This is a genomic window from Pseudoalteromonas sp. (genome assembly GCF_018402495.1).
In the GTDB taxonomy this organism is placed as follows: domain Bacteria; phylum Pseudomonadota; class Gammaproteobacteria; order Enterobacterales; family Alteromonadaceae; genus Pseudoalteromonas.
In genome coordinates this window covers 14,021-33,641 of record NZ_JAGYIU010000003.1, presented here as the reverse complement: position 1 = coordinate 33,641, position 19,621 = coordinate 14,021, and the positions used below count along the sequence as shown (strand labels likewise).

At 39.8% G+C, this 19,621-nt stretch carries 17 protein-coding genes; 10 read left to right on the top strand and 7 right to left on the bottom strand.

Annotated features, from left to right (window positions below; translation table 11 throughout):
- Window position 1 precedes the first annotated feature (1 nt).
- The 4 genes from KG708_RS10055 to KG708_RS10040 all read right to left on the bottom strand — a co-directional run bounded on the left by KG708_RS10055 (window position 2) and on the right by KG708_RS10040 (window position 6,014).
- Window positions 2-2,935, bottom strand: coding sequence for a CRISPR-associated endonuclease Cas3'' (locus KG708_RS10055; RefSeq protein WP_213609440.1), 2,934 nt, complete (start codon window positions 2,933-2,935; stop codon window positions 2-4).
- 48 nt (window positions 2,936-2,983) lie between these two features.
- A complete protein-coding gene (gene cas1f, locus KG708_RS10050) occupies window positions 2,984-3,964 on the bottom strand; it encodes a type I-F CRISPR-associated endonuclease Cas1f (RefSeq protein WP_213609438.1) in 981 nt (326 codons plus the stop codon).
- A gap of 104 nt (window positions 3,965-4,068) precedes the next feature.
- Window positions 4,069-4,914 (bottom strand): WYL domain-containing protein, encoded by an 846-nt coding sequence (locus tag KG708_RS10045; RefSeq protein WP_213609436.1) that lies wholly within the window; start codon window positions 4,912-4,914, stop codon window positions 4,069-4,071.
- Window positions 4,915-5,000: 86 nt separating this feature from the next.
- Window positions 5,001-6,014 (bottom strand): J domain-containing protein, encoded by a 1,014-nt coding sequence (locus KG708_RS10040; protein ID WP_213609434.1) that lies wholly within the window; start codon window positions 6,012-6,014, stop codon window positions 5,001-5,003.
- Between the two features lie 378 nt (window positions 6,015-6,392).
- Here KG708_RS10040 and KG708_RS10035 point away from each other — a divergent pair, with 378 nt between their 5' ends.
- The 4 genes from KG708_RS10035 (at window position 6,393) to KG708_RS10020 (ending at window position 10,462) form a co-directional block, all read left to right on the top strand.
- The gene (locus KG708_RS10035; protein ID WP_213609432.1) at window positions 6,393-7,346 is read left to right on the top strand and encodes a slipin family protein; all 954 of its coding nucleotides are present in this window, start codon (window positions 6,393-6,395) and stop codon (window positions 7,344-7,346) included.
- 13 nt (window positions 7,347-7,359) lie between these two features.
- Window positions 7,360-7,812 carry an NfeD family protein gene (locus KG708_RS10030; RefSeq protein WP_213609430.1) on the top strand — a complete coding sequence of 151 codons (453 nt, stop codon included), beginning with the start codon at window positions 7,360-7,362 and terminating at the stop codon, window positions 7,810-7,812.
- 385 nt (window positions 7,813-8,197) lie between these two features.
- Entirely contained in the window at window positions 8,198-10,222 is a 2,025-nt protein-coding gene (locus tag KG708_RS10025) for an ATP-binding protein (RefSeq protein ID WP_213609428.1), read from the top strand.
- A 48-nt stretch (window positions 10,223-10,270) separates the two neighbouring features.
- Window positions 10,271-10,462 (top strand): DUF3185 family protein, encoded by a 192-nt coding sequence (locus tag KG708_RS10020; RefSeq protein WP_013463077.1) that lies wholly within the window; start codon window positions 10,271-10,273, stop codon window positions 10,460-10,462.
- Window positions 10,463-10,548: 86 nt separating this feature from the next.
- Here KG708_RS10020 and ahpF read toward each other — a convergent pair whose 3' ends face one another.
- Both ahpF and ahpC read right to left on the bottom strand, forming a co-directional pair.
- Window positions 10,549-12,126 carry an alkyl hydroperoxide reductase subunit F gene (gene ahpF / locus KG708_RS10015; RefSeq protein ID WP_213609426.1) on the bottom strand — a complete coding sequence of 526 codons (1,578 nt, stop codon included), beginning with the start codon at window positions 12,124-12,126 and terminating at the stop codon, window positions 10,549-10,551.
- Window positions 12,127-12,288: 162 nt separating this feature from the next.
- Window positions 12,289-12,858, bottom strand: a complete 570-nt coding sequence (ahpC, locus tag KG708_RS10010) for an alkyl hydroperoxide reductase subunit C (RefSeq protein ID WP_213609424.1) — start codon at window positions 12,856-12,858, stop codon at window positions 12,289-12,291.
- A gap of 295 nt (window positions 12,859-13,153) precedes the next feature.
- Here ahpC and KG708_RS10005 point away from each other — a divergent pair, with 295 nt between their 5' ends.
- The 3 genes from KG708_RS10005 to KG708_RS09995 all read left to right on the top strand — a co-directional run bounded on the left by KG708_RS10005 (window position 13,154) and on the right by KG708_RS09995 (window position 14,844).
- Window positions 13,154-13,573, top strand: a complete 420-nt coding sequence (locus tag KG708_RS10005) for a DUF3429 domain-containing protein (protein ID WP_213609422.1) — start codon at window positions 13,154-13,156, stop codon at window positions 13,571-13,573.
- Window positions 13,574-13,640: 67 nt separating this feature from the next.
- Window positions 13,641-14,033, top strand: coding sequence for a hypothetical protein (locus KG708_RS10000; RefSeq protein ID WP_213609420.1), 393 nt, complete (start codon window positions 13,641-13,643; stop codon window positions 14,031-14,033).
- A 1-nt stretch (window position 14,034) separates the two neighbouring features.
- A complete protein-coding gene (locus KG708_RS09995; protein ID WP_213609417.1) occupies window positions 14,035-14,844 on the top strand; it encodes a class I SAM-dependent methyltransferase in 810 nt (269 codons plus the stop codon).
- On the opposite strand, the gene KG708_RS09990 is transcribed toward KG708_RS09995, so the two are convergent.
- Window positions 14,836-16,434, bottom strand: coding sequence for a GMC family oxidoreductase N-terminal domain-containing protein (locus tag KG708_RS09990; RefSeq protein ID WP_213609415.1), 1,599 nt, complete (start codon window positions 16,432-16,434; stop codon window positions 14,836-14,838). The two genes, KG708_RS09995 and KG708_RS09990, sit on opposite strands and share 9 nt — an antisense overlap.
- 89 nt (window positions 16,435-16,523) lie before the next feature.
- Between KG708_RS09990 and KG708_RS09985 the strand changes: the two genes are divergently transcribed.
- From KG708_RS09985 to KG708_RS09975, 3 genes are all read left to right on the top strand, one after another.
- Window positions 16,524-17,525 carry an AraC family transcriptional regulator gene (locus KG708_RS09985; RefSeq protein ID WP_213609413.1) on the top strand — a complete coding sequence of 334 codons (1,002 nt, stop codon included), beginning with the start codon at window positions 16,524-16,526 and terminating at the stop codon, window positions 17,523-17,525.
- A gap of 37 nt (window positions 17,526-17,562) precedes the next feature.
- Complete coding sequence (locus tag KG708_RS09980) at window positions 17,563-18,564, top strand: Gfo/Idh/MocA family oxidoreductase (RefSeq protein ID WP_213609411.1); 1,002 nt, start codon at window positions 17,563-17,565, stop codon at window positions 18,562-18,564.
- A gap of 192 nt (window positions 18,565-18,756) precedes the next feature.
- Complete coding sequence (locus KG708_RS09975) at window positions 18,757-19,617, top strand: DMT family transporter (RefSeq protein ID WP_213609409.1); 861 nt, start codon at window positions 18,757-18,759, stop codon at window positions 19,615-19,617.
- Window positions 19,618-19,621: the final 4 nt, after the last annotated feature.

Sequence of the window (19,621 nt, the reverse complement as noted above, 5' to 3'; positions counted from 1 at the left end):
TTTATTCCTCATCTTCTGTGGTTTGATTAATTTGTTTTATAGACATTGCGCCTATGGGTTGTTTATCGCAGATTGCGTAATATATTGCATGCGGATGTCGCGCACTTTCGCCGCCAACGGCAAGCAAGTCATTAGTGGTATAACTTAAATATATGGGGGACTCTGGGTCGCGAGCGTCATTAAGTAACGCATTATCGTTATATGGCTTAGTGCCACCTAGTATGTTGTGGTGTTTTTTGAACATGTGTGAAAGTAAATCTTTATCGCTTTGCTCAAAGCCTCGAATCGCATTGGTCGAATAGGTCAAATTATCAACATCTGTTTCATCATCAAGTGGTATTGTGTATGCATATTGTTCGAGGTATTGCTGGTCCTGTTGACTCAAGTCTACGACTGCCATTTGCACAAAACGATTATCACCGCGCAGTGAGCCTTTACTAATTTTACTGCGTTTTTTCTCTTTATTCTTTTTAGATGGTACAACAATCGGATCGATGACCTTCGCGTTTATTTTTATTACACTGGCTTTTAATGCTGCTACTAAATCGTTTTCGATATATTGTTTCGTATTTTCTAGATGGTGAAAGTTTTTATAAAGCCTGTAAATTTCAGGTAAATTGAATGGTTTATCCTCTAATGAATTTAATAAAAACTGATACCACTCGCGCACAGACTTAAGCACATACAACTTAGATAAAAATCGTGATGCGGGGCTATTGCCTTTTGATGCTGCAATGGATTCTGGCACTGCTAAAGTATAAGTATTGATATTTTCGTTTTCACCAAATCTATCTAGTCGGCCTAAACGTTGTAGACAATCTTCAGCATTGGTGATTTCAGCAACCATATAATCACAACTAATGTTTAATGACGCCTGAACAATAGGCCCGCTGCGCAGCACTTCATACTTTTTAGTGCCACCTCGTTTATATGATTCAAAAACTTCCTCGAACCATTTTTGCTTATCACTTTTAATAAATTTAGAGTGCAGCAATACCGCATTTTCATTATGTTGATTTGTGATAAAACCATTTTGTGCGGTGAGTGCCATGTTGCTAATAACAAAGGTACAGTCACTTTGCGGAGTAAATAATGGGTTGCTGTCATCAAGCTTGGTATCGTCAAATATTTTAAAATCGAGTTGGTACTGGCTTTGATTAAACGATGGCATTTCTATGATGTCGTCGGGGTGAATACCCAATAATTCTTCAACAAATACATAATGAGGAGTTGCAGACACCAATAAAGTATTAGCTTGCTGTTCTTTAACTTTTTTAGCCGCGATCAACTCAGCAAAAAGCAAGTTAAAGGCTGGCATGTTTACGTATTCATGGAACTCATCGAATACTACATGATTATTTAAAAAATCGATGAGTGTATTGGCATTTGTGTGGCTAATTACAGAACCTAATATTTGATCTATGGTGGTAATTACCACATCACCAGAGAAGTTTTCACCTTCAGGGATCGGATTATCCCATTGATTATGAAATTTAAACTCACCTGTATTTATTTCGATCGTACTATTAGGAAGATATTGCTCTGAGGTTAATTCATAAAACAAACCTTGGCAGACTTGTACTCGCGGGCAAACCCAAATAATACGTTTTGCGCCTTGTAGTTTTGCCCACTCCAACGCTATTTTAGTCTTACCACAACCTGCAGCACCGGCTAATACTGCAACATTCTCAGCACTGGTTAGCTGTTTGGCAATATCGCTTTGCTTAATACTGCGCTCACTATTGGGATAAAACGCGCTTAAACAAGTTTCAATATTTGAGGTAAGGGTAGAGTCAACCTCCAGTAGCTCATTCACCTTATCATCAAGGGTATGATGCAATATGGCTTCATGTAATTCTGCTGCGCTCATTGCGGAAATAATTCTATCGGCAGTGATAACACATGCCCTTATAATATTATTTAATGCGTTTATTTTTACATTAGTACGATTAGCAGATACAGACTCCTCTAGCTCATATTCTTTATAACTGGGCGTGTGTAATGAGCTTGAAATGGTAAACTCCTGTTCTGCAACTGCTTTATTATTGTAAGCTTTACTCAGCGTTGAGCTTGCTGCTGAGCGATACTTTTTGTCTATCCCCATGACTTGGCTTAATATGGCTTGTGCTTGGCCTAAAATATCGTGCAGTAAAACACCTTTTTGATTAGCTATTAGCTTTTTCCCAATCTCTTTATAAGTTGTAAAACTATCTTTATCTTTGCGGTATGGTTTAGCATGATGCCAATAAATGGCATGTTTTATAGACTCTTTATTGCTTGAGTTGATTGTTTTTAATTCTACGCTGTCTAAAAGATGGTAAAGCAATAAAGACACTTCATTGTGGCGTGGGTGTTTCTCAAAACTGAATTTTGCATCATCAATGTGCTGCCCATCATCGGCAACAAAACTTTTCTTTTTGGGATTAGTAACCCACTCTTGAAATTTTGGATCTATCTTACCTACATCATGTAAACACCCAGCTACAAAATTTACCATCGAAAATTGTAGGCTCTCAGGAAATAAATTTTTATGTAACTGCTCGGCAAAATAACCTACCGCAAACAAATGCTCTGCCAATGGTTGCAACTTTGTATTGGCATAAAGTACGCCTTTTTTGGGTTTGTCGGTAATGACATCCATAATAACCTCTGTTTCTGTTCTATTAACCGGCACTATGCCTTGTTCATTAAATTTCAATTTATTCCCTACAACCCACAATAACTGGCTGCGTGAGCGACTTCTGATCCAATGGCAGCTTACGGCGGTGCTGCGGCTGGCGGTTTTGCGCAGCATTTTTTTAACGGTGAGTAGGCCGTCTTCGGTGATTAATGTTTGCCATGTGTTGTCGCCTATGCGGTTGGCGAATGCGTCGAGCACGCGGCGGGTTTTTTTAAGGGCATTTTTTTCACATTGTGAAACAAACGTAACCATCATAATGCTGCGCCTTCTTTTTGACGCGCTAAAGCACGACCTACCATAAAATCAAGCATGTTCATCAACGCCAAATTCATCTGTTAATGCGATGTTTTTTACTGTGTCGAACATAAAGTCGAGTGCTTTGTGATCGGTAAACGCTTGGAGTACTTGCTGGCGAAATTCTTGTTCGGTTGCGTTTTCTTTGGCGCAAATAAATGCCCATGGTAAAACTAAGGCGTCTTTAATTAGGTCGGCTACATCAAACACTAACGCGCCACGTCGTGTTTTTCCGTGCATAACAGCAAAACCGTGAGGAATACCCAATACCCATAAACAACTTGCAGCTAGGCCATAGGCTAAATAGTTGCCGTGGTTTAAAAAGTCGTTGGCTTTACTTGTGCTATTTTTATCAGGCTGATGCTGGCGCTTAAACTCTGCTACGTTGGTATTATTTGCTGCGTATTTATAAAGCAGTTTAGTAAGCTGCGCTTCTGTGAGTAGTAAGTCAGATTGTTTTACAGCGGCATTGGTACGGCTATGAAATGTGCTTAGTGCGTTTTGTATTTGTTCGCTATTAAAGTCAAACCCTTCTGCTTTTAAATCGCGGTCTTTTTTCCATACTTTTTCAATAAATTCAATGCGCTGCTGCTGAAATAATTTAGCGGTATAGAGACGCTTTGTATCGTCAAACCAAAACTGTAACCAGCCATGTAGGTATTCGGTCGGCCGATACTCGCTTTGTGGTGTAAACCATTCTACTTCACATGCCATGTGTAAGGGCGTGCCACCGCCTCCGGTAAAACCGACCAATACACCTGCTTGTGCGAGCATGCGCATAGCCGCTTGGGTTATTGATGTGCCGTTACCTAATAGTAAAACGGTAGTGTTCGCAATCGGAATATTAAAATACTGATTTTCGTTTTTGGCTTCTGTAAGATAAAGCACACGGCCATCTTTTTGCATTACCCGACAATACTCAAGGTAATACATATTGGCACGCTTTGAATGCAAAATTGTTTTTAAGTCGCTGGGGCTAAAGTCATCCATTTTATATTTACCTTAACGTGGGTGGTTTTTTAACCCTACCCGTTAATATTAATCTCAACAACACTGTACATTTATCACCTGTCGGGTTTTTACGCATATTAGCGCTACCATTGCATGTAAGGTTTTAGTGTTTGTAAACATTCTGGGCTTAAAATAATTTGTTGGGCTTCGGGCTTTGCTTGATAGCTATCGAGGCGCAGTTGTTTTAAAAGATACAGTAATAGCGCGGCGCGTACGTTAATTGTGCGTTGGTAACGACCATTGGGTTGTTTGCTCATTTGGTGATCGAGCGCAATAATATGGGCGCGCTCTGGGGTTAGCCGTGGGTCGGGCTCTATAACTACATCAAGCTGGGTGTGCCATAATGTGTCGTGACTTTGGTCATATTGAATCGGGCCTTCAAATTCAAACTCGCCATTAAAGCGAGTTAGTACGAAATCTCTAAAGTCGCGATTTTTTTCACAATAGGCGCGTACATGCCAGCGCATGCCATCAAACACTAAATTATGTGGGCTTATTATGCGTGATTCAAAATCAGGGCTCGATACCGAGGCATAGCCTACATCAATACGCTTTTGTTGATTGAGGGCTTGTAATACGCCTTTTACTTTAGCGGGCTGTATGTCGGCAAGGGGTGAGTTTAGCCGAGTAAAGTGCTGATATGAGTATGTGTTTTCGCTTTGATAGGCAAGCTTTAAGTAGGTGTTTAGGTCAAGTTCTGTTTGGCATGGGTTAAAGTGCTTGGTGGCTTCGTAGCCTTTTATTGATGCGTTATAGCACAGGCTGTTTGGGTAAAATTGTAAGTAGTCTTGAATACTCTGTGAGGCGCTAGAGCGACTCACGGCAAAGTGCGTTTGCAAATGATTGGTGGTTAAACGTCCTTCCCAGTAAACAATGAGTTCAAGAAAGTGAAAACGGCGTTTAGTGATGTAGTCAAATTGCGGTGTCATGCGTTCCCTGCATTGTGTTTATTTTTGTTTAAATTACCAGAAACCCGATATTTTACAAGTACAGTCACGTCCTTGTTGAGTGGCGCTTAAAAGTTAAACATGCTATTTAATGCCTCTTGCAATGATAATGGTGCGTGGCGTTTGTTTTGAATGCGCTCGTTTAGCTCTTTTTTGAGTGTGTTTACTGTGGTACAGGTGTTTAGTCGCGTTGCTATTTCGTCACATTCAATTTGCAGGGCGGCTATGTGCTCTGCAAAGTTTTGTTTAATTTGTGCTTTGCTGCGGCCATTAAATTTTCGCCATACGAATGAATGCTCATCGTTTGCTGTTTGTTGCGCTCGGTACTGCTCATTTAGTTCTGCTATTTTATTTTTTAATAGTGGAATGAGGTTTGCTTTGGTTTGTTCGTCAAAATCAACATCGTCGTCAATATAGGTTATGTAAAGCTGCAATAAACTAAATCCGTCTTTTGTTTTACGGGCTTGCCCTAATTGTTGCATTAATTGGTGTTTTTGCGCTTTTTTGGCTGGATCAGGCTCTTTGTCTGGGTGTAACTTTGACGCTAAGCGTTTGTACATTTTGTTAAGTTGCGACCCTTTAAATAGTTTTTCCAGCTTTATGTTGGTTTTATGATTTTTAGCTTGTTGGCGATTAAAGTACGGCTCGTCTTCAAAAAAGTCGTCCCAATCCGGCTCATCTTCGCTGTTGTGGTGGTTAAATGGCTGCTCATGGTCGTTGTCAACGAATCCTTGTTCATCAAGATACTGATACACTTTTTGCGGTTCAAGGGCGATGTCTCTTAGTTGCTCATCGGTTAGTTCAAGACCCGCAAAGTCTTGTTGCAGTAATAAACGCAATTCATTTAGCTCTTCTGGCGGTATGGCGTTAATGGTGGCTTGATTTTGCTCTTTTAGTTGAGCTTGAAACACATTTATAACCTCAGCTACATTTATCGGGCCAATAAAGGGGTGTGCTGATAAAAAATCAATGTCGTCTTCTATCCATTCAATGAGTTCATTACGCTGTTGCTCAGATAGGCTTTTTCGCATAATAAATTGACTTAAATGAACAACTTGCTCTGCAACCATCTGTGCTTGCATATGTTCGTATGGTTCAACTTGCTGCTGAAATTGTACAAATAAGTTTTGCTTTTTTATAACAAAGTTAGCATTACGTTTGGTGTGTTTTTCAATTCGTTACCATAACACTTCGAGCTTTGAGGTGGGCTTTTTACTTGTTTTATGTTTTACATGCTGTAAAAAAGTAGTATCTGGATTCATCATAAGCTTAGGCTAAAATACAAATTTTGAGTGTACCATGTGTTTTACTCACAATAATAGCGTGCAACCTTTTACTTATTACTTGATTATTTTTTGTTAGGAAATTAATTAGCTTAAGTGGTAGTCTAAACAGGTTACGTTATTTATAACATTAACAATAAGTGACCGCCATACAGGCTACATTAAAGGAGAATATACATGGATCCGATTGCAGAAATTCTCAACATTATTTTTACTGTTGAAGCATTTTTACTGATTTTTGTTTTAGTACTGCTAAAAAGCAGTGTTAAATTTGTACCACAAAACCGCGCTTGGTTGATTGAACGTTTTGGTAAATACCAATCAACTAAAGAAGCAGGTTTAAATTTTATTGTGCCATTTATTGACCGTATAGCAGCCGACCGTAGTTTGAAAGAACAAGCGCAAGATGTGCCCTCGCAGTCGGCTATTACCAAAGATAATATTTCGCTATCGGTTGATGGTGTATTGTACTTTCGTGTGCTTGACCCTTATAAAGCCACTTACGGTGTTGACGATTATGTGTTTGCGGTTACGCAGCTATCGCAAACAACGATGCGTTCTGAACTAGGTAAAATGGAGCTTGATAAAACATTTGAAGAGCGTGATGTACTTAATACCAATATTGTATCGTCTATAAACCAAGCGGCTGAGCCTTGGGGTATTCAGGTACTGCGCTATGAAATTAAAGACATTGTGCCACCTCAGTCAGTGATGGAAGCAATGGAAGCGCAAATGAAGGCTGAGCGTGTAAAACGCGCGCAAATTTTAGAATCTGAGGGCGATCGCCAAGCAAATATTAACGTTGCTGAAGGTAAAAAACAGGCACAAGTATTGGCCGCTGAAGCTGAAAAAGCCGAGCAAATTTTGCGTGCTGAAGGTGAGGCGCAAGCTATTATAGCGGTTGCACAAGCCCAAGCCGATGCGCTGCGAAAAGTCGGTGAAGCTGCAGACACCGAGCAAGGCCAAAAAGCGATTCAGTTAGACCTTGCGACTAAAGCTATTTCTGCCAAACAGGCTATTGCAAAAGAGTCGTCGGTTGTTTTATTACCCGACAACGGCACCGATGCAAGCTCAATGGTAGCGCAAGCTATGTCGATTATTAATACCTTAAACACAAAGCAAAAAGGTTAATTTGGAGCACAGTATGGAGTTCATTACTAATAATATGGCGCAAACACTCATGGTTTTAGGTGTATTAGCACTTATAGTTGAAGTTGCCGTGTTGGGGATGTCTACTTTTATATTATTATTTTTAGGCATTTCGTTATTTGCAACCGGATTAATGATGAACTTTGCCTTGCTTGATGACTCATTAACTACGGCACTTTGGAGCAATACTCTGATAACCGCGGCTTGTGCATTCTTATTATGGAAACCCCTTAAACGAATGCAAGAAAATGTTGACGCTAAAACGGTTAATAGTGACTTTGCTGAACTTGACTTTGTGTTAGATGATGACGTTGATGAACGTGGACTCACTATTTATCTTTATTCTGGGATCAGCTGGAAGCTAAAAAGTAAACAGCCGTTGCCAGCGGGTACTCATGTTAGAGTTACGAAAAAAGAAGTGGGCGTTATGTGGGTAGAAGCAATTTAAACGCATAACCTTTATCATTAGGCGGGCAGCAATAAGTATTGCTGCCTACTTAAATTACTGGCCTTGTGTCTCACCTATTGGTTATAAAAAACTCCCTGAAATATATTGGTTTTGTAGCGGTTACAGAGGCTATAATAAAAAAAAATAGAGCAACAGCACCAACAATACTTAAAAAAGCTCGTGCGTCAAACAACAAACCATCTTTAACTTGAGTTATAAAATATGCATTAATGCTGCTACGCTTATCGATATAACAGTTATTATGGTGATAAAATAGTATTTACTTACACTAATTGATACGGAGTGATTACTAGAGCGATTACACATAGGTGTATAACTGACGTTTATTTTTGCAAAGAATAAAAATGAAAATAGGGTGGCATTAATGAACTTTCTTCGACGTTTCCATAATATTGTTTCAGACCAGACGCTCAATTTTAATGATAAAATTGAAAACCTACTCGCCTTTGGGCTAAATGTTTTCCAGCTGGATTTAGCAATAATTAGTCAAGTTGAAAACGAACGGTATACGGTTCTTTATGCCATCACGCCAGATAATTCGTTAGCTATTGGCACACAGTTTGATTTAAGTGGTACCTATTGTATTCACACTTTATTAGCAAATTCTGCGCTGGCATTTCATAAAACGTCGCAAAGCCGTATTGCAAACCACCCCTGCTATACTAATTTTCAGCTGGAATCATATATTGGTGCACCAATAAAAATAGACAATAAAGTGTTTGGCACCGTAAACTTTTCATCACCCAATGAGTGTCCTCCTTTTACGGATGAAGCATACGATTATATTGAATTGTTTGCACAATGGCTTGGCTCAGAGTTTGCTAGCAACCAAGATAAAGCTAATTTAACAAAAAATAGTAATACTTTACAAAAGTTAGAGAGCATCGCCAATATTGGTACTTGGGAAGTTGACCTTGTTCAAAAAACAGTTTTGTGGAGTGAACAAACACGGCTAATACATCAAGCTGAAAAGGGGTTAACCCCAGATCTTAATACAGCCATTGAGTTTTACAAAGAAGGCGAAAGCCGCGATTGCATAAATAAAGCAGTTGAACTTGCTATAAGTGAAGGGAAAAAGTGGGAGCTTGAACTTGAAATTGTAACTGCTAAGAAACAAAAAATTTGGGTCTCAACGCTTGGTGAAGCAGAATTTAATAACGGTCAATGTGTGCGCTTGTTTGGAACTTTTCAAGATATAACTGAAGCCGTTAAATTACGCGAAGAGTTAAAACAAAAAAAAGCACTTGCAGAACAACTCCTCCAAGACCGAAGTATGCTGTTTGCCAAAATTAGTCACGAACTAAGAACGCCACTCAATGGGATCACTGGCATGTTAGCCGCGCTTGTTGATGAACACGACGATAATAAACGTGCAAAAAAAGTTAAAATAGCTCTGCGCAGTGCCGATATTTTATTAAATATAGTTAATGAAGTGCTTGATTTTTCTAAAATAAGCCATGGCGAATTAAATCTTGAGCCTCATCACTCTTTACTCAAAATGGTCTTTACCGATCTGGTTTCATTATATTCGGTATTGTTTAGTGATAAAGGTATTGAATTGAAAAGTGCAAACCATATCCCTAATGACTTTTGGGTTTATTGTGATACCTCTCGTTTAACACAAATTGTCTCTAATTTACTGAGTAATGCTTTAAAATTTACAGAGCAAGGCTATGTATCACTCCATACTAAGATATCTTCAAGTGAAAAACAGTCATTATTAACTATTGAGATCAAAGATACTGGTCGTGGGATGAGTGCAACCTATCTAGAGTCACTATTTGAACCGTTTAAGCAAGAAGTAGATGTTAAAAACAAAAAAGGCGGTACAGGACTCGGCTTGGTGATTGTAAAAGAGCTAGTAGATTTAATGCATGGCACAATTGAAGTAACTAGCGCCCCAACAAAAGGTACTTGTTTTACTGTTAATATACCGATTAAATTGGGTATAGAACAAACCCAAGAATCTAACTTTAACGCCGTCAATAGTCATAGTGACAAACTTTCTGTACTAGTGGTTGACGATAACGAAATAAACCGCCTAGTACTTGAGGCCTCATTAGAAAAGTTTGACATAAAACCTGACTTTGCCATAGACGGCCAAGACGCGATTTTAAAGTGCAAACAAAAGCATTACGATCTTATTTTTATGGATTGTATTATGCCAATACTTGATGGTTTTGAAGCAACCAAACAATTAAGATCTAATAACATTTGTAGCCCCAAAAGCACATATATCGTCGCTCTGACGGCTAATGCTTCCTCCCAAGATAAGCTAACATGTAATCAAGCGGGCATGAATATGTTTATAGCGAAACCATTTAAGCTTCCCGCAATAGAACAAGCGCTTATAAATACACTAGAAAGAGTGGGCGGAACGACATTATAAAAACGAGTATCGCTCAGATTAACTTGTACTAGAAAACAAAGGATCATTATGACAAATAAAATTATTGGTATTGTACTTATTGTTATTGGTATCGCACTGGCAATATGGGGCTATGACGTTTATGACTCAGCAGCTTCTCAGGTTACCCGTGCACTAAACGGCGAAACACCTATGGAAGCCTGGCTTGGCTTTATTGGTGGCGCAGTCTGTATTTTAGTCGGTATTACCCGGCTTAAATAGCGCTCAAAAAAGCCGCCTTTGGAGAGGGCGGCTTGGGTGAACAAACAGCTATGGGTGAGAGCTGTTATATCAAGAGACTGTATGATTTATGCTGCGCTTTGCTCTTCATCGGGCGTTTGGCGAATTAAATAGTCAAACGCACCTAGGCTTGCTGTTGCACCCGCCCCCATCGCAATAATAATTTGCTTAAATGGCGTAGTGGTTGCATCACCTGCAGCATAAACGCCTTGTAACGATGTTGCGCCTTTGGCATCAATGAGTATTTCACCAAATTGGCTTAATTCAAGGTCACTCTCTTTTAACCATTCGGTATTAGGTATTAAACCAATTTGTACAAATATACCGGCTAAGTTTAACTGTTTACTCTCATTGCTAAGGCGGTCGGTATAACTTAACCCCGTTACTTTTTTGCCATCACCCAATACTTCTGTGGTTTGGGCGTTTTTAATAATAGTGATGTTTTTTAAACTATTAGCTTTACGAATAAGTACCTCATCGGCGCGTAACGTATCAGCAAATTCAAGCACCGTTACATGCTCTACAATGTTAGCTAAATCAATGGCTGCCTCAATACCTGAATTACCACCACCAATAACCGCAACCGGTTTACCTTTAAATAAAGGCCCATCACAGTGTGGACAATAAGCTACCCCATGGCCTTTATATTGTTGCTCACCGGGTACATTCATTTCGCGCCAGCGTGCACCGGTTGCTAATACGAGTGATTTTGCTTGTAATACTGCGCCATTTTCTAGCGTAATATCATACCCATTACTGCCTTTTTTAAGACTGGCAGCACGCTGATTGTGCATTACATCAACATCGTATTCTTTAACGTGCTCTTCTAACTGAGCCACCATTTTTGGCCCTTGCGTTGCTTTAACTGAAATAAAATTTTCAATCGCTAAGGTGTCAGCCACTTGGCCACCAAACCGCTCTGCAACAACACCAGTATTAAGCCCTTTGCGAGCTGAATAAATAGCTGCAGAAGCCCCTGCTGGGCCACCACCAACAACGAGCACGTCAAATACTGACTTTTCATTGAGTGACGCTGCTTGGCGCTCTGCACCTTTGCTATCTACTTTGTTTAAAATATCAGTGAGGCTCATTGCCCCTTGGCTAAATGGCTCTCCATTTAGGTAAACTGCAGGTACAGCCAATATATTTCTTTGTTCTACTTCGTCTTGAAATAATGCCCCATCAATCATGGTGGCTTTAATATTGCTATTTGTTGCTGCCATAGTATTAAGTGCCTGTACAACTTGCGGGCAGGTTTGGCAACTCAAGCTAATGTACACTTCAAAATTAAGTGTTTGCTCAAGTGTTTGTATTTGTTCAATGTTATCTTTACTTGCTTTACTAGGGTGGCCACCCGTATGTAATAGCGCTAACACTAAACTAGTAAATTCGTGTCCCATAGGTACACCTGCAAAGGTAATATGGGTGTTTTTTTCTGGTGAGTGCACCACCATAGAAGGCCTGCGGGCGCTCATATCAGGGTTATTTATTACACTAAACTTATCGCTTAGTGATGCTAAATCGTTTGCTAGGCTTTCTACTTCTGTTGATTTTTTGCTGTCGTCCAAGGCGATAAGCAGCTCAACAGGCTGAGTCAGCGATTCAAAATGGCTTTTTAGTTGGTTCTTTATGTTGTTGTCTAACATGGCTTAGCCCCTCAAGGAAAATTAAAACAGCAAGGTTCCCATGCCATCAGTGCATGTGCGAAATTTTAGAAACGTGTGATGGCGTGGGAGGTGCCCAGTGAGCCAGTAATGGCTCACTGGTATTAACGCAATATTTTGCGCTAAATTATTACGTGATAAGGTTTAAATCTTACCAACTAGGTCTAGTGAAGGTGCTAATGTGTCTTCACCTGGCTGCCAAGATGCAGGACATACTTCGCCATCATGTGTTGCAATGTACTGTGCTGCTTGTACTTTACGCACTAACTCTTTAGCGCTACGACCAATACCTAAGTCATGTGTTTCAACAACCTTAATTTCACCCTCAGGGTTCATTACAAATGTACCGCGAAGTGCTAAACCATCTTCTTCAATCATTACACCAAAGTTGCGTGTAATACGTCCTGTTGGGTCGCCAATCATTGGGTAAGTAATTTTACCGATTGTGTCTGATGTGTCGTGCCATGCTTTATGTGTAAAGTGTGTGTCAGTTGATACAGAGTAAACTTCAACACCCATTTCTTGTAACTGTGCGTAATGATCTGCAAGATCACCTAGCTCTGTAGGGCATACAAATGTAAAGTCAGCTGGGTAAAAGAAAAAGATAGACCACTTACCTAATACGTCTTTTTCAGTGAGTTCTACAAAGTCACCATTGTGGTAAGCTGTTGCATTGAAAGGTTGTAATTTTGTGTTAATCAATGAAGTGCTCATAGTATTCCTCATTTATGTTTAGTGTATAGAAAAAAGTTAACGCCTTTCGCGTTTGCTTGAGTAATACAATAAGGCCTTTGAGTAATTAAATAAAATTGATTGTTTAGATTATAACAATCGCTTTTTAAGATTGAAAATCAAACAGTGATCGACTGTCTGCTTTTAAGCGTTAAAGAGTTTTAACCAACTACCACACATAGCTAGCTGCGTTATATTGATTTTAATAAGATTACTCTGCATATCCTTGCTACAATAACGCGGTTAACACTACACAACCTTCAAAGGCATTTCGTTTATGGAAAAATTTGTCAATCACATTCAACTAGGTTATTTAGGTTTATTGCCCTTTTTAGGCTGCGTGGCATGGCCACTCATGTTTGGCAGTAATAGTGTCAATTTAGAGTTTTTTAGTTTTTACAGCATTGCCATTTTAGCCTTTATGGCGGGTAATTTATGGCATGCAGGCCAGCAAAGTTTTGCAGATGCAATTAAAGCAGTATTGCCTGTGATCCCTATTGCATTTTTATCATTTTTACCCATTGAGTGGATGCTTGCTTGGTTAGGTGCGAGCTTTTGGTTGGTACTAATTTTCGAAAAAGCGTCGATTCATTGGCAGGGTTACCATAAAGATTATCAAAAAATGCGATTTATACTCACCTCCGTGGTATTTGTATGTCATATATTAATTATTGGTATGAGTATTTACCCAAAATAATCCGTCATTACTTAACCATTGGTCTGTTATAGGGTAATATCCGCGCTCTGCTTTTTGAGGATTTACCATGATAGACCAATTGCGCCAACAGCTCACTGATTTAGGCGAAAACTTTGTAGAAAAAAACGCGGTTTTTAAAATCAAGGTGATCCCATTTTTTTGCGCCATTAGCATAAAAAAAGATCACAAAAGCGAAGGTCGCCTTTCGTTTTATTCAAATCAACTTATTGAAATACTCATGGTTGTTTTGCTTATTTTATTTGGTTTATCTGTTTATAATCCTGATGCTGGTTTTACTTATGGCCCTATTCATATTATGTTTGCGATTTTAATTAGCTTTAATCTAATTTTAAAACAGGTCGCCATTGAGGGATTAAAAACGCGCTTAGCGATGTATCGATTGCACCAAACAACTGGGCAAGATAATAGCATCGAAAAATTAAACACACCTTCGCGCTAACATGTACTTAAACCCAGATTGGAACATACTCACCGTAGGTGATGGCGATTTATCGTTTTCAAATGCGCTTTATCGTCATATAAAGCCAAAAAAGTTAGTGGCATCCACTTACGACGACCAATCAACTATTGAGCAAAAATACCCAGACAATGCGCTCAATGCTTTAAAGTCGCAAAAGGTAGAAATACGTAATAGCTTTGATGTAACCAATCCACAATGTTGGCAAACGCTTGGCCAGCATTTACATGGTTTTGATGTGGTTATTTTTCAGTTTCCGCTTATTCCTGCGTTTGTTGGTCGTGATGCGTTTGAGCAAAATACCCGCCATACCAGCATGAATGTTCTTAATCGTGCTTTATTACATCAATTTATAAAATATGCCAATGAGTTTGCTTTAAACCCGCAAGGGCCTGCATTGTGTTACATCACTTCTAAAGATGTGAAACCATATCGTGAATGGAATATCGAAGGCAGTTTAAATACTCATTTAAAAGCGCAGTATCAAGGGCAAATGCCATTCGATATTCGCTATTTCAATGGTTATAAAATTCGCAATGTTGACCGTGATAAACACGTTAAAGACACCAGCGGCATTACCTACGTATTTAGTGAAAAAAGCCAACCAGAACTGACTAATATATTAACTTTACCTGCATACTTAACAGATAATTACTGCTCACTTTGCCGAGTAGGGCCATTTTTAGCGGATGAAGATAAAAGTAAACACTTTGCCGCTAAAAAACACCAGCAAATGGTCAAACTAGAGCAAGACTGGCAGCAATGGTTATCGGCGTTTTATAAGTCAAGTTAGTTTAATTAAATCTGCTGCTTTTTCAGCGATGGCTATCACGCCGGCATTGGTGTTGCCGGTAATTATATGCGGCATAACTGAAGCATCAACCACACGCAAATTTTTTACGCCATGAACTTGTAGTTGACTATTAACTACCGCCATAGCATCTTGCCCCATTTTACAAGTGCCTACAGGATGGTATTCCGTTTCAGCCGTTTGCCTAATATACTCAATAAGCTGCGCATCATTGTTAATATCAAGCGGGTAAATCATGTCACCTCTAATTTCATCAAATGCGTTACTTTGCATGATCTGCAGTGTTTTTTTTAATCCTGTTAGCATCACTGTTAAATCATCGGGATGGCTTAAGTAGTTGGGGTCAATGAGTGGTGCACTTGCAGGGTTACTATCGGCCAAACGAATAGTGCCACGGCTTTTAGGCTGCATTATACTGCAGTGGATACTGTAACCATGGCCAGGGTGTAATTTACGGCTGTGATCGTCCACCAGCCCTATCACAAATTCAAGTTGTACATCGGGCACTTTTGAATCGGAAAATAGTTTTATAAAGGCATGTGATTCTGCAAAATTACTCGTAAGTTGACCTTCACGTTTGGCAAACCAATCAACGCACCCTTTTGCAATATTAAACGCACCAGCCACACTTATACCAAATGTGCCCTGCGTATATTTAGCTTTATATAATGGCACAACGGTTAAGTGGTCATGAAGGTTCTCACCCACACCACAAAGCTCGTTTACTATTTCAATATTATGCTGCTTTAAATGATCCGCAGGCCCCACTCCCGATAACATTAAAAGCTGGGGAGAGTTAATAGCACCGGCACTTAAAATAATTTCTTTATGGGCATTTATCACATAGGTTTTATTATTAATTATTAGCGTTACACTCGTTGCAACTTTCCCACAAAAATTAATTTTATTAACCTGCGCATCAGTGAGCACGGTTAAGTTTTTACGAGCTAAATTAGGTGTTAAGTACGCTTTTGCCGCACTGCAACGCTCCCCTTTATGTTGAGTGACCTGCGATAACCGCGCACCTAGCTGTTGCTGCGCATTAATATCCTCATTAAGGGCCACGCCTTGCTCTTGGCATGCTTTTAAAAACAGCTGATTAACCGGGCTTGGTAAACTTAGCTCTTGCACATGTAAGGGGCCATTTACACCATGATATGGGCTGTTGGTAAAGGTTTTGTTGTTTTCAGCTTTGATAAAATAAGGCAGCAAACTGGTATAATCCCAGCCGGTATTTCCCATAGCGGCCCAGTTGTCGTAGTCTTTTTTATTCCCCCTAATGTACACCATGGCATTGATTGAACTTGAACCACCAAGCACTTTACCTCTGGGCATAAATCCACAGCGGTTATTAAGCTCTTTTTGTGGCACCGTGTTGTAATGCCAGCTATTAATGCCATAAGGCACACTAGCTGCAACTCCCGCAGGCATTTGCACCATGGCACTTTGGTCACGGCCGCCGGCTTCAATTAAACACACACTCACATTTTTATTTTCAGATAATCGCGAGGCAACAACACAGCCGGCACTGCCTGCGCCAATCACAATGTAATCAAATGAGGTGGTATGCATAAAATATCTCCCATTAAAAAAACTACTTTGCATGGATTACCTACTAAAAACTTGATATTTTTAGACACCTTTTCACTAATGCAATTGTTATGAGCAGCCTAATTAAAGCCACTTCTTTACAGGGAATTGATACATTAATTACCGAACTAGGTGGTGATACAGCAAGCATTATGCGCCATTGCGCCATTGAGGTAACGTTAAACTCCCTTGAAACCCAAAGCTTAACTTATCGCCATTATGCCGAACTTTTAGAATACTGCGCTCATAGCTTAAACTGCCCAAGTTTTGGTCTTAAACTCGCTAGCAAACAAAGTTTTGATATTTTAGGGCATATCGCTATCGCCGCTAAAAGTGGAACTGATTTAGGTGAAGCGCTTACATGGGTAATTAAATACCTGCACTTACATACACCCGCACTTAATTTAACCACGCATACACTTGAAGATAACCAAAATATATTTTTATCATTCGAAATAAAACTCAAGCCATTACCTGTTATAAATCAAGTTATTGAATTAACAATTGCACTGGCGCTCGCCACCTTAAAAAAAGTGAGCCAAAATCAATGCAAACCCATTAAGGTATTTTTACCGCAAAAGCTTGATGCAAATTTACGGGCTTACCATCAGCATTTTGGCTGTAACGTTATTGAGCACAGAAACAGCGCCGGTATTTTAATCGCCAAAAACGATTTATTACTGCCACTTAATGTTTCCGATCAACACAAAGCACAAGCCGCGTTAAACTTTTTAGCCACCAATAATGCGCATACTCAGTCGTTACCAGCGCAAGTAAGTGCACTTATTCGACCTATGCTGCCCCTTTTTCAATGCTCAAACCAAACGATAGCAGCGGCACTTAATATGCATCCACGGACCTTGCACCGTGAGCTTAAAAAACATAATACCAGTTTTGTAAAACTAAAAGATGCCACTCGCCGCGCATTATGTGAACACTATTTAATGCAAAACCAATTTTCTATTTCACATATTTCCGAGCTATTAGGTTATCAAGAACAAGCCACATTAAGTGCCAGTGTAAAACGCTGGTTTAACTGCTCTGCCCGCGCATTTAGAGCAAAACATTGTTAAACTGCAAAGCTGCGTAAAATACATAAAAAGGCTAAACATGAATTTTGTGATTGTAGGTACCAATTTTATTAGCGACACACTACTCGATGCGGCAAGTACTCTGAGTAATTTTAATTTATACGGTGTGTGTTCTCGGGCAGAAAGTAGCGCTGAGCGATTTTTAGCTAAGCACCCCACTCACTCTCAAGCAAAAATATTTACCTCCATTGACGCTGTTTGCCAAGACGAGCTTGTAGATGCAGTATATATTGCCGCACCAAATAGCCTGCATAAAGATTATGCTGTGCAATGTTTAGCTGCGGGCAAACACGTACTTGGCGAAAAACCCTCAGCAGCAAATAGCCATGAGCTTACTGCTATTTTAACGGCTGCTCAAAAACATCAACGTTTGTACATGGAAGCGATGATGACAACGCATTTACCTAACTTTGCTGTTTTAAAAAACGCGTTAAAAAGAATTGGTACACCGCGTAAATTTATTGGTCAATTTAGCCAATACTCGTCACGTTACGATAAGCTCAAAAACGGCGAGCGCCCTAATACCTTTTTACCTGAATTTGCTAACGGCGCATTAGTAGACTTGGGTATTTACCCGCTTTATATACTTATAGCACTGTGGGGCGCACCAAACAGTGTGCATGCCAGTGGCGTATTACTAGAAACCGGTGTTGATGGTGCCGGCGATGTACTTTTAAATTATGCAGATAAACAAGCGGTAATTAGTTATTCAAAAATATCGCAAGGCGAGAACATAACCGAAATACAAGGTGAGTTTGGCCGTATTCGTATTGAAGCTGTATCGCAACTAAAAAAAGTGGAATTCATCGCTAATAATGGCCAAAAAGAAACAATAAGTGCAGATTTTGATGAGCATTTTATGAAGTATGAAGTGGCGCACTTTATTGAGATGATTGAGCAAAATACATCAGAGTCACATATTAACAACCACCAACTTTCACGTGATGTGATGACGGTACTCGATACCGCCCGCGCACAATTGGGCGTTATATACCCTGCAGATAGTAAAACTGAACTATAAATTTTTACTCAATCAGTCAGCCCTCAGTACCCGCAATCTCAATCTTAAAACTGAGTAAAGCTTGTTTTTATTCAGCCCAGTGATAGCCACTCATCACTGGGAACTCCATGTAAAACGCTAATTTACATTTACCTGCGTAGGTAAAAGCAGGTAATATGCGCCGCAATTAAATGGCAATATTTAAGGACGACCATGCAAAAATCAACCAAAGAGCTATTACTGGCTATTTTATGCATATTGCTTGCAATGATCACTATTCAGTCTGGGGCTTCACTGGCTAAGCAGCTTTTCCCTATTGTTGGCCCTGAGGGTACAACCGCGTTACGTTTAGGTTTTTCTGCTGCTATTTTGTGTTTAATTTTTAAACCTTGGAGACACTTTCCGGTTGCAAGCCAACGCTTACCCATATTAATTTATGGTTTGAGCCTAGGCGGCATGAACATTCTATTTTATTACGCCATCGAGCGTATTCCGCTGGGCATTGGTGTTGCACTTGAATTTACCGGGCCACTGGCTGTTGCTTTATTTTCATCTCGCAGAAAACGCGATTTATTTTGGGTTGCCTGTGCTGTGGCTGGTATTTTATTGCTTTTGCCTGATATGAAAGGCCAAGAAAGTTTAGACCCAATTGGCGTCATTTTAGCCCTTGCAGCGGGTGCGTGTTGGGCAGGTTATATTTTATTTGGCAAAAAAACTGGCAGCCAAAGCTCTGGGGGGGCAACGGTGGCTATGGGCATGACCGTTGCTGCTATTGTACTTGTGCCCTATGGTGGCATATCGCAAAGTGCTGCTTTTACCTGGGGTATTATCCCGTTGGGTATTGGAATTGCCGTGCTTTCAAGCGCTTTGCCTTACACTTTAGAAATGATCACACTGCGTAATATGTCTCCTCAAAACTTTAGTATTGTAATGAGCCTTGAACCGGCCATTGCAGCATTAGCGGGACTCATTATTTTAGGAGAACTATTAAGCATTTTACAATGGCTGGCTATTGCGTTAGTGATTATTGCTTCTTTAGGTAGCTCTTTATCGACTTCAAAACCAAAGGCTTAGGCGT